Origin of the sequence: Enterobacter sp. WCHEn045836, assembly GCF_003965585.1 — a bacterium.
Lineage (GTDB): Bacteria > Pseudomonadota > Gammaproteobacteria > Enterobacterales > Enterobacteriaceae > Enterobacter > Enterobacter dissolvens.
Genome location: NZ_RXPT01000022.1, coordinates 1 through 18,002, shown reverse-complemented (window position 1 = coordinate 18,002; position 18,002 = coordinate 1). Strand labels below are relative to the sequence as shown.

The following is an 18,002-nucleotide window of genomic DNA, read 5'->3' as shown; positions in this document are numbered from 1 at the left end:
TTAACGCTCGCGGAACGCTTCCTTCGCTTTGAAGATAGGTTTCAACAGGTAATCGAGAATGGTTTTTTCACCGGTGCGGATTTCAACCGTGGCAATCATGCCGGGAATAATCGGCAGGGATTTACCGCCCGCCGTCAGCGTGCTGCTGTCGGTCAGGACCATCACCCGGTAGTAGGTGTCGTCAGGGCGACCGGCGGCGGCTTTGGCGTCATCCTTCAGCGTGTCCGGGCTGACCAGAGACACGTGCCCTTTCAGGCCACCGTAGATGCCGAAATCGTAGGCGGTGATCTTCACCATCGCCGGTAATCCCGCATGCAGGAAAGCGACGTCTGACGGTTTGATTTTCCCTTCCACCAGCAGCTGGTCTTCCAGCGGCACGATTTCCATAATGTGTTCACCTGGCTGGATAACGCCGCCGATGGTGGTGACACGCACGTTTTTCACGGTACCTTTTACCAGCGCAGTGATGGTGGTTCGGCTCACCACGTCGGCACGCCCTGTCAGGCTCTCTTCGGCCTGCACCAGATCCAGCTCCTGGCGAATCAGCTCGGCGTTGGCATCCGCCTGATAGCGGTTGCGGCGCTCGACAATCTGCGATTGCAGGTCATTCGCCTGACGACGCATACGCAGCAGCTCCACTTCCGAGAGCAGGCCGCGCGCGGCCAGCGGCTCAGACATGGCAATTTCGTTTTGCGCCAGGCGGTAGCTTTTCTCGAGCGAAGCCACGCCCTCCTCCAGCGCCTGTTTGCGGCTGTTATAGGCGCGGGTTTCCAGGTCCACTTCGGAAGGGTACTGTTTCACCCGGTCGCTAAAGGTCAGCGGCAGGCCGTAGGCCTCTGCACGCAGGCGGTTAACGGTCGCTTCCAGCGCCACCACTTTACGCAGCGTCTCCTGATAGCTGGACTGGGCGCGAGTCGGGTCGATTTTCAGCAGTACCTGCCCCGGCTCGACAATGTCGCCCTCACGGACGTTCAGCTCTTCGAGAATACCGCCCTCCAGGCTCTGGATAATTTGCTCGCGGCTTTTCGAGACGATTTTCGCGTCGCCTTTGGTGATCTCTTCCACTTTGGCGAAATGCGCCCAGGTTAAAAACCCGGCGAACACCAGCAGAATCAGCCATAACACCAGGCGTGACTTTGGCGTGGTCTGCGAGAATAGCGCTTCCTGGATATCGCTCATCCAGGCGGCATCACGCGCGGACAATACCTTGTTATTGTTACGCTTTAAGAATTTCATGCGCTGGCCTCCACGGGCTGTTTTCCAGTAGCGGCTTTTGCAGGGGCACTGTCGTTTGCCGGTGTGCCGTTCAGTGCGGCCAACACCTGCTGTTTAGGACCATCGGCCACAATTTTGCCGTCATCAATAATCACCATGCGATCCACCAGCGCCAGCAGTGACGGGCGATGGGTCACCACCACCAGCGTGTGCCCGGCGGTCGCGACTTTCAGGTGTTGTAAGAACAGGGCTTCCGTCTGGGAGTCCATCGCACTGGTCGGTTCATCCAGCAGCAACAGATTCGGTCTCGCCAGCAGCGTACGGGCCAGTGACACCAGCTGACGCTGCCCACCGGAGAGACTGTTCCCCTGCTCGCCCACCGGCATGTGGATCCCGCGCGGATGACGCGCGGCAATCTGATCCAGCCCCGTGAGACGCAGCACGTGCAGGAATTCATCGGAGGAGGCGTTCTGACGGCCAATCATGATGTTTTCACGCAGGGTGCCGTAAAACAGACGCGCTTCCTGGCCGACAAAGCCCACGTTGTTACGCCAGTCGGAGGGCTCAATCTGGTTCACATCCAGACCACTGCTGAAGAGCTGCCCTTTCACCGGGGTATAGAGACGCGCAATGATGCGCAGCAGGGTCGATTTACCGCTGCCGATTTTGCCGACAATCGCCACGCGCTCGCCCGGTTTGATCGTCAGGTTGACCCCTTTGAGGATCTCCGGGTTCGGCTGCATCGGCGGTGCCGGATAGGAGAAGGTCACGCCTTTCAGCTCAATATCGCCATTCAGCTCAGGCTGTTTGATGTAATCAATGTCGCTGCTGCGATCGGTCGGGTGTTCCATCAGTCTGTTCAGCGAGCTCAGCGCAGCTTTCGCCTGCTGGTAACGCACCGCTAAACCAATCACCTGGCTTAATGGCGCGGTTACGCGACCCGCCAGCATCACGGTCCCGATCAGCGCACCCTGGGTCAGGTTACCGGCATCGATCAGGTATACGCCGGTGACAATCAGCATCACCGTCTGCAACTGCTGCAGAAAACTCACCGAGTTCATTGCCAGCGTCGAGTAATGTTTTGACGCCGCCGCGCTGGAAGATTGCATGGCGCTGAATTTCTGCCAGCGGCTCTGCATCCAGGATTCACCGCCAACCGATTTCAGGGTTTCCATGCCTTCAATGGATTCAATCAGCACGCCCTGCTTTAACGAGGCTTCCTGCAGGCTGGCTTTCATCACCTTCGCCAGCGGCCACTGGATAAGCAGGCTGACAATCAGGATCATCGGCAACATCAGCAGCGGAATAATGGCCAGCGAACCACCGATAGCAAAAATAATGCCGATAAACAGCAGCACGAACGGCAGATCGGCAATGGTCGCAAGGGTGGCGGAAGAGACGAAGTCACGCACGGATTCAAACTCGCGCAGCTGGTTGGCAAACGAGCCGGACGAGGCCGGTTTATGCTCCATTTTGACCGCCAGCGACTGACGAAACAGAACGCTGCCGACAATCAAATCCGCTTTCTTTCCGGCGGTATCAAGCAGATGCGCACGCACCGTACGGGTGATGGCTTCAAATACCATCGCCACCAGTACGCCAATTGCCAGCGACCAGAGCGTGGTAAAGGCCTGGTTAGGGATAACGCGGTCATACACGTTCATGGTAAAGAATACCGTGGCCAGCGCGAGCACGTTCACCAGCACCGACGCCAGCGCGGCGCTGCGGTAGTAGCTGCGATAGCGCCACAGGGTACTGAACAGCCAGTGACCTTTTGGTTGCGGCGGCGCGATATCGCTGACCCGGCTGTCAATGCGTGCTGTTGGTTTCGCCGCAATGGCATAACCGACATACAGCTCGCTCAGCGCCTCATGGTTCAGCTCAACCGGCTCGTCGCCCACGTCCGGCATGATCAGGGAGTAGAAGAGATCCCATTTATCGTCGGCATTTTTACGACGCTCGCGCGCAAGCAGCACCATGCCGCCCGCACCTTTGCGCAGCAGAATCATGGGGAAAACCTGCTCGGGCAGTTCAGCGCTGTTACGCTTGATGAGCCCCCCGGTGATACCGGCGTTTTTGAGCGCATCAAGCGCTAAAGAGGGTGTGAGAGTTTGTTCAACAGGCAGACCAGCCAGCAAGACATCGTCGCTCTTACCCAGACCATAATGATCGGACAGCCAGGCAATGCTTCTGAGCAGAGTGTCGTCATTAAGTCGGGTATCACGGGCGATAGTGTGCAGCTGTTCCTCCTGGGTATTGGCCATTGAGGATTCCATATTTCGCGTGTTCCTGGTTGTTAAAAGACAGTTAAATCAAAAAGATAAAATGACTTTTTGAGATGAATTAGGAATATTCTGTCACGCGGAATGGTCTTGCCTTAATGAGACCTGTCTCAATGGAACTGGTTATTTTTTGTCACGAAACAGGTTTTAGAGAGGAAACAGGGGGAAAAGATGGTGCCCTCCCGTTACGGGAAGGCAGGGTTTAGCGATTATTTCTGCGCAGGAGCAGTCACGTTCTGATCGCCGCTTACGCGTACCACAACACGGCGGTTAGGCGACAGACAGGAGATCAACGCGCTCTTGTTCGAGGCGTCACAGTCATTGACTACAGGTTCATTGCTACCCACGCTGGTCGCCGTCATCAGGCGTGCCGGAAGACCGTTTTCAGCCAGCATGGTGCGGACAGTCTGCGCACGCTTCAGGCCAAGAGCATAGTTGCTGCGATCGCTGCCAATGGCATCCGTGTGGCCGATCACCTGGATCTGCTTCAGTTCAACGTTTTCACGTTTGATCGTCGCCACCAGATCTTTTACGGCCTGGCGACCCTGAGCGGAAACGCCCTTCTCATTTCCCTTACCGAAGCGGAACATCACATCGCCCGAGAGGGTGTAATCTTTGTACTGTGGCGCAAGGTTCTTACAGGCCTCTACGCTTGAGGCACGGGACAGCACGTGTGTCTGCTCACGCAGTCCAGCAAGATCCTTTTCCGCCTGCTCGCGCGTACGCGCTTCCGGTACCGCATTCATGGTGGAGTTGACGCGCACGAAGTAGGTCTGGCCGCCGCTCATCTCGACGTTGTAGCCCTGCTCTTTGCCGCGATACTGCGGTGCATCATTCTGGTACGCGCCCAGATTATGCTTGCCCGGCGCCAGACAGAAAACGGTATAGCCGCCCGGCAGCAGTGCGTCGTGGAATTCGTTATCGACATAAATATGCGCCGCGCCACCTGCGGTGTTGCTGGCATCACGGTAGTAAACCACCTGCGTCTGCGTCTGGCCGACGGGAGCGACAGGCTGATAGGTCTTACCAAAATTCTCCGCCGCCAGCGCCGGGTGGATAACAAATGCGGAGGTAGTAAACAGCGCCGCGAATAAAGAGGTCTTGAAAAAAGTCATAAATCCTCCACAGGCCCCCTCCCGGGGGCCTGGAAAAGTTTAAGTTAGTGATTATTCACGTTGACGGTGACGCCGTTCTGCACCAACAGTTCAACATCAAGGTTTTCCACCTGGTAAACCTGATATTCCACGCCGGAAACCTTAACGTTACCTGCATTGGTCCAGTTACCCGGATCGCTGTTGTCTGGCAGCAGATCGCTCAGGTTCACAACATCACCTTTGTTACCCTGAACCATCATCTGTTTGTTGCCATCGGCGATAAACAGATCTTTCTCCGCGTGGGTCAGCACGTCGTTCAGACTGATATTCAGCTTGTCCTGCTTGCTGTTGGTCAGATCAATGGTCTTGTGCTGGAGGTTATCCAGATTGATCTCGTGACCGTTCAGCGTGCTTACCACACTGGCGTTGTCGTCATGCTGCTCTTCCGTGTTCATCAGCATAGACACAGAACGCCCGGCCGAACGGCTGGCAACCTGCGTGCCCCATGTGAGGTTATCTAAACCTAAACCACTCGTATCATTGCTATAAATATGTACCTTGGCGATCGTTTCTCCCGCAGGTGCGGCGAAATTGAAATTCACATAGTCAGTAGAACTTCGACCTACTCCGCTTAATGAACCAATCTCCTTCCCGGCGGCGTTATAGAACTTCACATAAGCGGTTGTACCAAGACCACCACCATATCCACCCCATCCCATTAACTGGAAGCTAATATTATTGGTTTCACCTACTGTAAAGGTGGTTCCCTTGGTTCCCTGTTCAATATACAAGAACGGGTTACTGTAATAAGCGCCACTTACCGTTGTTGATACACTGGCACTTCCTGACAACAACGTGAACCCTGAACTGGTTGGTTTTCCAATCGTCAGATAGGTATTCGCCAGTGCGTTAAAGTTTTCTGAACCGCTCGTCGTCGGCGCAATAACTGTTAAAGTGCGAGACCCACCCGCACTCCTGTTCCCCGCCTGGTCAATGGAGAAGATGCTGAAGGTATGGTTACCCAGCGGCAATGCAGGTGGCGTAAAGCTCCAGTTACCATTGGTAGCGACTGTGCTGTACGTTGCACCATTCACGGCGATATAGACCGTACTGCCTGCCTCCGCCGTACCGTTCAACGTTGGCGTGCTGTCATCGGTTTTACCGAAGTTAGCAACATTACCTGTTTCATTACCGACGTTATCCGTCACGCTGGTAATGGTCGGTGCGGCGTTAACCGTATCAACTACAACATAGTGCTGGTTACCCAGAGCGCTCTTGTTGCCCGCCTGGTCAGTCTGATTGGCACGGAAGTACCAGGTGCCATCCTGCAATGCCTTCGGAATTTCCAGGCTCCAGGTACCGTCCGCTTTGGCGGTGGTGGTATACACGAGGTTGTTATTACTCCACCCCTGATTACCCAGCGCCAGAACGATTTCGATCTTCGCGCCCGCTTCCGCACCGTTACCGGCAATAGTCGGACGGTTGTCGTTGGTACGCTCTCCGTCAACCAGGTTACCGACTTTTCCGCCCGTCACGTTATCAGAGATAACCGTTACGTTCGGCGCGGCAGCCACGGTATCGACAACAACATAGTGCTGGTTCCCCAGAGCGCTCTTGTTGCCCGCCAGGTCAGTCTGATTAGCACGGAAGTACCAGGTGCCATCCTGCAATGCCTTCGGAATTTCAAGGCTCCAGGTACCATCGGCTTTGGCCGTGGTGGTGTAGACGAGGTTTGTACCGCTCGTCCATCCCTGGTTACCCAGCGCCAGCACGATCTCAATCTTCGCACCCGCTTCGGCACCATTACCGGTAATGGTCGGACGGTTGTCGTTAGTACGATCTCCGTCAACCAGGTTACCGACTTTACCGCCCACTACGTTATCAGAGATAACCGTTACGTTCGGTGCAGCCACTACGGTATCCACGGTAATCGCGAAGTTAGTAGAGTTCACCGAACGGTTCCCGGCTTTATCAACAGAGTAAGCCTGGAAGTTATACGTCTGGTTATAGTTGGTGGTCAGCGGGAAAGACCATTGTCCATTTGCACCCGCCGTGGTTGAACCATGCACCCCACCGTTTGCCGGGTTGATGATATACACCACGCTGCCCGCTTCCGCCGTGCCGCGTAAATCCAGCGTTCTGTCGTTGGTTACGCCACCGTTACCCACCAGACCGTTATACACACCGCCCTGAACGTCATCCCAGGAGCCGGTAATGACAGGTGCGTTATTGACCGTATCAACCGTAATCGAGAACTTCGCAGAGTCCACTGAACGGTTGCCCGCCGGATCGACAGAGTACGCATGGAAGTCGTACTGCTGGTTGTAGTTAGTCGTGACAGGGAATGCCCAGTTACCTTTCGCATCCGCCGTCACGGAACCCGCAACAGTGCCATAGTTATCGATCACAATGTAAACAACACTATTTGCTTCCGCCGTTCCACGTAAATCCAGCGTGTTGTCGTTGGTGACACCACCATTACCCACCAGACCGTTATACACACCGCCCTGGACATCATCCCAGGAGCCGGTAATAACCGGCGCGTTTGGCGCTTCGGTATCAATGGTCAGGTTCCACGCAGCCGTTGGCGCGCTCTTCACGCCGGTCGGGCTCTGGAATACCGCGGTCAGAGACAGCTCAGACCCGTTGTTCTGCTGTGGCAGCGTATAGTTCCAGGTATTCGCTGGCCCTACGGTGACGGAGTCAAGCAGTCGGGTACCGTCGTAAATAAAGACCACATCACCTGCCACACCTTTACCGTACAGGGTCGGCGTGGTGTCATCGGTCACGGCCGGGTTCGCGAGATCGCCCTGAATCGTCCCCACGTCATCCGCAACGCGGTCCAGAGAACCTGTCGGTACACGCGTATCCAGCGTCAGTTCAAACGGTGCGGTTTGTGCACTCTCACCTGCGCCTGCGTCTTCGCTGGCGGTGATCTTATAGGTTGCATCCGCCGTCAGTGCCGGGCTGAGGGTGTACTGCCATGCACCGGTTACGGCGTCAGCACGTACGCTGTCGATGTATTTGCCATCAACATACACGTTCACCAGGGCACCCGCCGTCGCACGGCCTACCACGGTTGGAGTCGTGTCATCAGTGTGGCTACCGCTGCCCAGATTGCCGGTGATGTCACCCTGATCGTCCACAACGTGGCTGATGGAAACGCCGTTGTGGCTGGTGTCCACGATAAAGTGGATAGGGTCAGAAACCGGACCCACATTACCGGCTTTGTCTTCGATAGAGACTTTCCAGGTATAGTCGCCATCCGCCAGCGCAGGTGCCGGGGTGTAGCTCCAGTTACCTTTCTCGTCTACCGGTACGCGAACGGTAGTACCGTTACCCAGATCGATAATCGCGGTACCGTTCGCTTCACCCTTACCACGGTAGGTTGGGGTGTTGTCATCGGTGGTGCCGTCATTGGCGATGAGACCCGGCGTGCCGAAGTCGTCCCACAGCTCAATGTCCGTAGGTGCCAGCGGATCAACGGAATCGACAATAATCACCCACTCGCCGGTTTCCGGACCGCGGTTACCGGTTCTGTCTTCGGCCACGGCACGGAAGCGGTGCTCGCCCTGCGGCAGATCAGAATCAAAGTCAATGGTCCAGCGGCCAGCTGTTACCACGGCACTGCCGATCGGATCCGGGTTAGTACCATCGTACAAATAGACCGTGGTGCCATCCTGTGCAGTACCGGTAATGGTCGGGCGTGGGTCGTTGGTGATGCCGCCGTTCTGTACCGTACCCACGTGTGCGTCAACGTCGTCAATCACGTCGGTGATGGCTGGCGCGGTTGGAATACCGCCCGCCAGCAGGTCGAATGAGAAGGCATCAGACGGCTCGGAACGCAGCCCCGCTTTGTCCTGTGCCACAACGGTGACATCGTAATGGCCGTTAGCCATGCCCAGTGCTGGCGTCCAGGTCCAGATCCCGGTTGAGGCGTCAGCGGTCACAGAGTCAACGGCTTTCCCGTTCACAATGATAAACACCAGGCTGCCCTTCTCGGCCGTACCGGTAAAGTCTGGGGTGCTGTCGTCCGTAATACCACCGTTAGCGATATTGCCGGTCTGCTGACCTGCGTCATCATAAACGGTATCGATCGTCGGTTTTGCCGGCGGCTGCGTGTCGACGATAAAGTCGATCGGATCGGACGGCTCGCTGGCGTTGCCCGCAGGATCAGTGATCACCACGACCGCTTCATGTTCGCCTTCCGGCAGCGGTTTCTCCGGGGTCACTTCCCATTTACCGTCGTCACCGACAATCGCGGTCCCCACGACTTCGTCGTCAACAATCAGTTCAACGGTATCGCCAGGCACGGCGCCTTCGCCGCTGAATACCGGCTGCGTGTCATCCGTGGTGTCACCGTTGTGAATAGGGCCGACATCCGGACCCTGGTCGTCCTCGACGTCGCCAATAATCGGTTTGTTTGGTGCTTCAGTATCGATCACCAGCTTCCACGGTGCAGTCGGTGCGCTTTCCACCCCTGTCGGGCCACGGAAGACCACGCTCACGTCCAGCGAAGTGCCGTTCGTCTGCTCAGGCAGGGTGTATTCCCAGCTGCCGTCAGGGCGAACAGTGACTGAATCAATGATGTCGCTGCCGTTGCGCACGAACACGATATCCCCCGGACGGCCGGTACCGTGCAGGGTTGGGGTGGTGTCATCGGTCACGCCCGGGTTGGCCACATCACCCTTATAACGGCCTTCGTTGTCTTCAATACGATCGAAGGTGCCGGTCGGCACAACGGTATCTACCGTCAACAGGAACGGACGCGTCGGCGCAGGGATTTCGCCCGGGCCACTATACTCGCCCGCGGTGATTTCGTAGGTTTTACCCGATTCCAGCGCCGGGTTGATCTCAATCGCCCACTCGCCGGTGACCGGATCAGCGGTCATCGAGCCAACAGGTTCGCCATCAACGTACAGGGTCACCAGGGAGCCCGGCGTCGCCGTCCCCACGATAACCGGGTTAACGTCATCCGTGCTGCTGCCGCTTGCCAGCGGGTTGGTCAGCGTACCGGTGTTATCTTCAGCGTGGCTGATGGACACCGCATTACCTACCGTATCGATGGTGAAGCTGATTGGCGGGGTAGACGGACCGCGGTTGCCCTGCGCGTCTTCCAGTGCCACAGACCAGGTATAAGACCCGTCCGCCAGCGCAGGCGCAGGGGTCCAGCTCCAGATACCTTCTGAACTGACCGGTACGCGAACGCTCTGACCGCCACCGAGGTCGATCACCGCCGTCATGCCCGCCTCACCCTTACCGCTAAAGGTTGGGGTGTTATCTTCGCTCGGATCGCCGTTGTGAATTTCACGCGGGAACTGGTAGTCATTCCACAGTAAAACGTCTGTCGGCAGCGGTGGTAAGGTCGCCATTGCGGCAATATTTTCGGTATTGTTGTTAGAAGTAATGGTCTTTTTCATACAATTTTCCAAATGAATTCTGTTTATGTTCTGGTCTAAAACTTTGCGGAGGCTCCGGTGCAGGAGCCTCACTTTCCTGGCATCAATTAATGGTTCTGTAGCGTGACCGTAACTCCCATCTGAACGAGGATCTCGGTATTCAGGCTATCCATCTGATAAGACTGATACTCCACTTCCCCAACATTCACCGTCCCGCCATCGGTCCAGTTACCCGGGTCCATACCGTTCGGCAGCAGGTCGCTCAGATTCACCGTGTCACCCGCGTCGCCCTTCACCATCATTTGGTTGAAGTCGTTGTCGTGGAACAGGTTCTGCGTGGCGTTTTCCAGCACATCCCCCGCACTCAGCGTCAGGGTGTTATTGCCTGTTCCCGTAATGTCGAACACTTCCACTGACTGGACAGGGTGGGTCAGCGCGCTCAGGTCGAGGTGCTGATCTGCCCCCAGCAGCTTCAGCGTGTCGGTGCCTTCTCCACCCTGAATCACCGCACCGGTCAGGCTGGCTACGTCCGCAACCTGATACAGGTTGTCCGCTGCGTCCCCGTACCAGATATCGCCCTGGTTATCCGCCAGGAATTCACCCGGGGTGACGGTTTTCGCTGTACCGCTCACCACCAGGTTATCGATGCTGAAACCAAACCCGGTGCTAGTTGGTTGCTCCTCATGATGGATCTCCATCCGGTAAACCGGCGTATCGTCCGGGCTGGTAAACGACACCGGGACGTTACGGTTAGGGAGGAAAGCGCTCACCGGCTGCGAACCAATCTCATTGCCGTTGACGTCGTAGAACGTCACCACCGTCGAGGGGCCGGCAAAGCGCGGGTTGAAAACGAAATCAATCGTTTTGGCGCCATACTGGAAGTCAACAAACATGCTGGCTGCCATTCCGGTATCTGTGGACGTGCTGTACAGATACAGGCTGTTGGTGCTGCCCGTGCCAATGACCTGTTTATCGAACTCATAATCCGCCGTGCCGGTATCTGGTGTGTGGGAGAAACGCATCCCGTGCACCCACGCCCCCGCGTTAATGTCCGCAAACTCCGTGTCGTCTTCGAAGCTGTTGGTACTGGTGAACGCGCTGGTGCGGTAGCTGGAGCTGTTACCCGCCGCGTCAACAATCGCCGCGCCCACCGGAATATCGGTGTAGCCGCCCGCAGGCATGGTCAGGGTCACGTTACCGTTAGCAATGTCTGCCGCCGTCAGCGTATGGGTGACGGTAACGTTGCCGCTTTTCACCAGCACGGTGTCGCCCTCGACAATCCCGCTGCCCGGCAGCGTCACCGTCACGTCGTTGCCACTGCGCACCACGTCGGTCGGTGCATCCGGTGCCACCTGATCCAGCACCACTTTCTGCGAGGATTCGGTGTAGTTCCCGGCGATATCGACCACGCGCGTCAGGACAGTCCAGTCAGCACTGTGTCCCTGTCCGTCAACAAACGCCCATTTGTCGCCGTCGACCATCGCTTCAAGCCAGGTGTTCCCCCCGTCAGTGGAGACCAGTACTTTCCCGCCCGCTTCCAGAGGAGCCGAGAGATGACCGCTGACCAGGCTACCTGCCTGACCACTGTTAGTGATGAAGTCGCTGCCGCTGACACCGGAGTCCTGGGTCATCGCATCCACTACCGCGCTGCTTGTCGGCGCGTCGGTATCAATGGTGATTTTCCACTCCGCGGACGGGGCGCTTCTCACGCCGGTCGGGCTCTGGAACACCGTCTTCAGGGCCAGTTCCGTGCCGTTGTTCTGTGCAGGCAGCGTAAAGTTCCAGGTGTTGCCCGGCCCTACGGTCACGGTGTCGATCAGCGTGTCACCGTCATAAATAAACACGACATCACCCGCGACGCCGGTCCCGTGCAGGGTTGGCGTGGTGTCGTCGGTCACCGCCGGGTTCGCCAGGTCGTCCTGTATCAGACCGACGTCATCCGATACGCTATCGAATGAGCCAACCGGTACGCGGGTATCCAGCGTCAGTTCAAATGGCGCCGTCTGCGCGCTATCACCGGTGCCGGTATTTTCACTGGCGGTGATCTGGTACGTCTTGTCAGTGGTCAGCGCCGGGTTGAAGGTGTATTTCCACACACCGGTTGCCGGGTCAGCGATCACGCTGTCGACAAAGTTTCCGTCCAGATACACTTTCACTTCGGCACCAGGCGTCGCGCGGCCCACAACGGTGGGTGTCGTGTCATCGGTATGGCTGCCGCTGGCCAGATTGCTCTTCAGTTCGCCTTCATCGTCTTCCACGTGGCTGATAGACACACCGTTGTGGCTGGTGTCCACGGTGAAGTGGATCGGCGCAGACTCTGGTCCAACGTTACCCGCTTTATCTTCAATCGCGACTTTCCAGGTGTAGTCACCGTCCGCCAGAGCCGGTGCCGGGGTGTAGCTCCAGTTACCGCTGCCATCTACCGGCACGCGCACGGTGGTGCCATTACCCAGATCGATGATCGCGGTACCGTTCGCGTCACCCTTACCACGGTAGGTTGGGGTGTTATCGTCGGTGGTACCGTTATCCGCAATAATGCCCGGCGTGCCGAAGTCGTCCCACAGTTCAATGTCCGTAGGTGCCAGCGGTTTAACGGAGTCCACAATAATCACCCACTCCCCGGTTTCCGGGCTGCGGTTGCCCACGGCGTTTTCCGCCACCGCGCGGAAGCGGTGCTCGCCCTGCGAAAGTGCAGTGTCGAAATCAATGGTCCAGGTGCCACCCGTAACCACAGCGCTACCGACAGGTGTCGGGTTAGTGCCGTCATACAGGTAAATGGTCGTCCCGTCCTGACCCGTACCGGTGATGGTCGGTTTGTCATCGTTGGTGATGCCACCCTGCTGTACGGTGCCAACATGGGCATCGACATCATCGATTACGTCCGTGATTGCCGGTGCCGGAGGAATGCCGCCTGCTACCAGCTCAAACGAGAACGCATCGGATGGATCGGAACGCAGACCCGCTTTGTCTTCGGCAACCACTTTCACATCGTAGTGCCCGTTCGTCAGCGCCGGAGACGGCGTCCAGGTCCATTTACCTGTCGGGTCAGCGGTAACGGAATCCACTTCCTTACCGTTAACAATGATGTGCACCAGACTGTTTTTCTCAGCGGTACCGGTAAAGGCCGGGGTGCTGTCATCGGTGACCTCGCCGTTGGTCAGGTTGCCTGTTTTCAGGCCCGCATCATCAAACACGCTATCGATCGTCGGTTTTACCGGCGGCGTGGTGTCTACGATGAAACCGATCGGATCGGACGGATCGCTGTCGTTACCCACCGGATCGGTGATCACCACGACCGCTTCATGTTCGCCTTCCGGCAGCGGTTTCTCAGGGGTCACTTCCCACTTGCCGTCATCACCGACAATTGCGGTACCCACAACTTCGTCGTCAATAATCAGACGCACGGTGTCGCCAGGTGTACCCTTGTCGCCACTGAACACCGGCTGGGTGTCGTCGGTGGTGTCACCATTGTGAATTGGCCCTACGGACGGTCCCTGGTCGTCTTCAACGAGGCCAATGACCGGCTTGTCAGGGCCCTGCAGATCCACGATAAATTCGAAATCATCAGACGGTTCGCTGGCGTTGCCTTCCGGATCGGTAATGATCACTTTCCCGGTGTGGCTACCTTCCGGCAACGGTTTCTCAGGGGTCACTGCCCACTTGCCGTCGTCACCGACGATCGCCGTCCCCACCAGTTCATCGTCCACGATCAGTCTGACGGTATCGCCAGGCGTGCCGTTTTCACCGCGGAACGTCGGCTGCGTATCGTCAGTCGCGCCACCGTTCTGGATTGGGCCCACCACGGTACCGGCATCATCTTCTACTTCGCCGATGATCGGTTTTTCTGGCGTAACGATAAATTTGAAGTCATCAGACGGTTCGCTGTCGTTTCCGGCCGGATCGGTGATGATCACCTTCCCGGTGTGACTGCCTTCCGGCAGCGGTTTCTCAGGCGTCACTTGCCATTTACCGTCTTCACCGACGATCGCAGTACCGACCACTTCGTCGTCAACGATCAGGCGTACGGTATCGCCAGGCGTAGCACCTTCACCGCGGAAGACCGGCTGTTTATCGTCAGTCGCATCGCCGTTGTGGATTGGGCCTGTTTTCGCGCCAACATCGTCTTCCACTTCGCCAATAATCGGCTTAACAGGGGCTTCCAGATCGACGGTGAAATCAAAAGAGTCGCTCGGCGCGCTGGTGCGGCCATCCGGGCCTTTACCGATCAGCACAATGCTGTGGTCGCCGTGCGCCAGCGGGGTTTCCGGCGTCCAGGTCCATTTGCCATCAGCACCCACGCGAGCTTCACCCAGCTTTTTGTTATTTTCCCAGAGTTCAACAATGTCGCCCGGTCGGCCTGTACCGCTAAACGTTGGTGTCGCGTCATCGGTCACGCCGTTTTGCGGGATCGAGCCAGTTTTGGTGCCGTAGTCGTCGTGCACGTCGGTCAGCACAGGGGTAGTAACAGGCGCAACGGTGCCTTTTTTGTCGCCGCCATCGTCACGGTTATGACGAATAATGGCGCCCAGACCTACCAGCGCACCAATCCCGGCTAACGCACCCAGCGCCAGCAGAGCAGGAGAGAACGCGGTGCCCGCAACGGCCAGACCGTCGAGACCCGCAATGGCACCCGCACCCAGCGCCTGGGCGGAGGATTCGCCGTCCAGCAGGAACGCGGCTTTGTGGTCGTCGTCACCGTCGGTGGCGATGTACTCGTGCCACTGACCGTCTTCGCCCTTACCCACCAGCTCACCTGGGTTATCGAAATAGTCTTCAATGATCAGCTGTGGCTGATCCTCATCAGTGCCTTCCAGCATGACGAACAGGTCTTTGCCTACGCGTTTCAGCGTAATGTTTTCTGGCGCGACGCCATTTTCCCCTTCAGCAAGAATGTATTTTGCATTCGGGATGGCCTTAATTTTGACAGCACTGCCAACCTTTTCACTGCGCAGAACGTCAGCTTTGACAATCGTATCTTTATCTACGACTGCAATATTTACTGGCTTGAGAGTCATGTTTAAATTCTCGTGTAAATAATCGATCTGTGTCTGCGCAACGCGCCAGACGCACTTCCATACGGGATACATTCCCTGGCTGACGCTATCTTCCCGGCTGGCAAGTTTTGGCTTAATAAGACCTGTCGCAAACCGGTCTTATATGTCCCGAGTGCGGATAAAAGGGGGCAGAGGCACCGTCATCTGGCGGTATTTAGACGACAGAAAATAATGGCGAAGATAAAGACAAGTCTTAGCCAACTTTTTTTAGCGCGGATGGAAAATGAGATTTTTGTCACCCAATCAGGACAATCAGGAATGTCAGATAAAAAAGTCATTCTCATGGACGCCAGTTCATTACTCCGGACAGGCATCCAGGGGTTATTAGCAGAACACGGTTATCAGACGGCGGCACAATTCCTCACGATTGAGGCAATGCACAGCGCGTTGCCGATGTTAAATGCTGACCTGATTATTATGGAACATTTGCAACAGAGCCCCGACGTTTTCTCTCAACTGGTGCAAATAAGAAAAGCCTACCCTGATATTCAGGTTCTCATTTTTTCTTCGTCCTCCAGCGACTTTCATATTCAGTTGAGCCGACGGGCCGGTGCGGCTGGTTATTTAAATAAAAACAGCTCACTGGATAAAATTATTACCACCGTCGATAAGATTCTCTCCGGGGGATATTGCTATGGCTCGGAGCTATGGCAACACCACGCCCGGTATCCCCGGGATGCATCGCTGTTATTATCGCTGTCGCATATTGATATCTGTATTTTGCGCTATATTTCCGCGGGCTACAGCAACCAGATTATCGCCTCGATGCTCAATATGAATAACAAAAAGGTCAGCGCGTATAAGCAGCGCATCATGGCAAAATTCAATATGACTCGCCTGGCGGAACTGGTGGATCTGGCAAAACGGAATTATCTGTACTGAATGCCGCAAGACGCCCGGACGACGGCATGTCCGGGCCTGATGACATCATTCGTTGCAAAACGAATGCTCCGAAAAGAGTGATCTACCGCACATATTCCTCCCCATCTACCGAAGCGAGTGTCTACGCTTATAGGACGCCCGGAAAAACCTGTCTTTTGAACACACAACCGGAGGTCCTTATCACCATGTTCAACCAGAAGATACAGGCTACCGAGAACATCGCGTTCGGGATCGAAGAAGAGCTGCGCTACGAGACCGATCCCTGCGAGTTGAAACTGGATGAGATGATTGAGGCGGAGCCGGAGCCCGAAATGATCGAGGGGCTTCCCGCCTCCGACGCCCTGACGCCCGCTGACCGTTACCTTGAGCTGTTCGAACATGTGCAGTCAACAAGGCTGTTTGCGGACAGCAAAACCTTTCCCGACTGCGCACCGAAGATGGATCCGCTGGATATTTTGATCCGCTATCGCAAGGTAAGACGCCACCGGGATTTCGACCTGCGCCAGTTCGTGGAGAATCACTTCTGGCTGCCCGAGACTTATAGCACGGAGTATGTTTCCGACCCCGGCCTGACGCTCAAAGAGCACATTGACAGCCTGTGGCCCGTGCTGACGCGCGAGCCGCAGGACCATATTCCCTGGTCCTCCCTGCTGGCGCTGCCGCAGGCCTATATCGTCCCCGGCGGGCGATTCAGCGAGACCTACTACTGGGATTCCTACTTCTCGATGCTGGGGCTGGCCGAGAGTGGTCGTAACGACCTGCTGAAGTGTATGGCGGATAACTTCGCCTGGCTTATCGAGCGTTACGGCCATATCCCGAACGGCAACCGTACCTACTACCTTAGCCGCTCCCAGCCGCCGGTGTTTGCCCTGATGGTGGAGCTGTTTGAAGAGGACGGGGTGCGCGGCGCGAAACGCTACCTTGAGCACCTCAAAATGGAGCACGCCTTCTGGATGGACGGCGCGGAGTCGCTGCTGCTTAATCAGGCCTATCGCAGCGCGGTGCGTATGCCGGATGGTTCATTGCTGAACCGCTACTGGGACGACCGTGACACCCCGCGCGACGAATCGTGGATTGAGGATGTGGAGACGGCCCGCCATTCCGGTCGCCCCCCCAATGAGGTGTATCGCGATCTGCGCGCGGGGGCGGCCTCCGGCTGGGATTACTCCTCCCGCTGGCTGCGCGAACCGGGCCGACTGGCCAGCATTCGCACCACGCAGTTTATCCCCATCGACCTGAACGCCTTCCTGTTCAAGCTGGAAAGCGCTATCGCCAATATCTCGGCGTCGAAAGGGGATAAAGAGACGGCAGACCTGTTCCGCCAGAAAGCCAGCGATCGCCGGGCGGCGGTAAACCGCTACCTGTGGGATGAAGAGAATGGCTGCTACCGGGATTACGACTGGCGACGCGAAGTTATGGCGCTGTTCTCTGCGGCGAGCATCGTGCCCCTGTATGTCGGAATGGCGACCCATGAGCAGGCAGAACGCTTGTCTGATGCGGTTAAATCACGTCTGCTCACCCCAGGCGGTATCCTGGCGACCGAGTACGAAACCGGCGAGCAATGGGATAAACCCAACGGCTGGGCGCCGCTGCAGTGGATGGCCATTCAGGGCTTCAAGCAGTACGGCAACGACTCGCTGGGCGATGAGATCGCCTGGAGCTGGCTGCACACGGTGAATCATTTTTATCAGACTCACCATAAGCTGATTGAGAAGTATCACATCGCCAGCAGTACCCCACGCGAAGGGGGCGGCGGTGAGTATCCATTGCAGGATGGCTTTGGCTGGACGAATGGTGTAGTGCGGCGGTTGATTGGGTTGTATGGTGAGCCTTGAGTGGGGTGCGGTCTGGTGCCCTCACCACAGCCCTCTCCCAAACGGTTGAGGGATCCCCATAAAATAATTCCTGCACAGACGGCCCCCTCTCCCTTTGGGAGAGGTCTGGGGTGAGGGGGAACATACGGCTGTGGAGGTCATTCCGTTCACTTTATGTTCCTTGCTACTCTGTAACAACATGACCTGTGAACGTGCCAGGGCGGCTCAATCGCCGCCGCCCTGGCGACCCGGGCTCCCGGCG

General features: G+C 56.8%; 7 protein-coding genes. 2 read left to right on the top strand and 5 right to left on the bottom strand.

From position 1 onward, the window contains the following. The 5 genes from EKN38_RS22190 to EKN38_RS22170 form a co-directional block, all read right to left on the bottom strand. On the bottom strand, nt 1-1,236 hold the full coding sequence (locus EKN38_RS22190) for an HlyD family type I secretion periplasmic adaptor subunit (RefSeq protein ID WP_014833652.1): 1,236 nt from the start codon (nt 1,234-1,236) through the stop codon (nt 1-3). Next, nucleotides 1,233-3,491 (bottom strand): type I secretion system permease/ATPase, encoded by a 2,259-nt coding sequence (locus tag EKN38_RS22185; RefSeq protein WP_043951714.1) that lies wholly within the window; start codon nt 3,489-3,491, stop codon nt 1,233-1,235. Before EKN38_RS22185 ends, EKN38_RS22190 begins: the two co-directional genes overlap by 4 nt. 215 nt (nt 3,492-3,706) lie before the next feature. Beyond that, a complete protein-coding gene (locus tag EKN38_RS22180; protein ID WP_014833654.1) occupies nt 3,707-4,612 on the bottom strand; it encodes an OmpA family protein in 906 nt (301 codons plus the stop codon). A 44-nt stretch (nt 4,613-4,656) separates the two neighbouring features. Then, entirely contained in the window at nt 4,657-10,011 is a 5,355-nt protein-coding gene (locus EKN38_RS22175; RefSeq protein ID WP_014833655.1) for an Ig-like domain-containing protein, read from the bottom strand. An 86-nt stretch (nt 10,012-10,097) separates the two neighbouring features. Continuing rightward, entirely contained in the window at nt 10,098-15,005 is a 4,908-nt protein-coding gene (locus EKN38_RS22170) for an Ig-like domain-containing protein (RefSeq protein ID WP_260480571.1), read from the bottom strand. 210 nt (nt 15,006-15,215) lie between these two features. Here EKN38_RS22170 and EKN38_RS22165 point away from each other — a divergent pair, with 210 nt between their 5' ends. Both EKN38_RS22165 and EKN38_RS22160 read left to right on the top strand, forming a co-directional pair. Beyond that, a complete protein-coding gene (locus EKN38_RS22165; protein ID WP_225738759.1) occupies nt 15,216-15,926 on the top strand; it encodes a response regulator transcription factor in 711 nt (236 codons plus the stop codon). 185 nt (nt 15,927-16,111) lie between these two features. After that, nucleotides 16,112-17,761, top strand: coding sequence for an alpha,alpha-trehalase (locus tag EKN38_RS22160; protein WP_014833658.1), 1,650 nt, complete (start codon nt 16,112-16,114; stop codon nt 17,759-17,761). Nucleotides 17,762-18,002 lie beyond the last annotated feature (241 nt).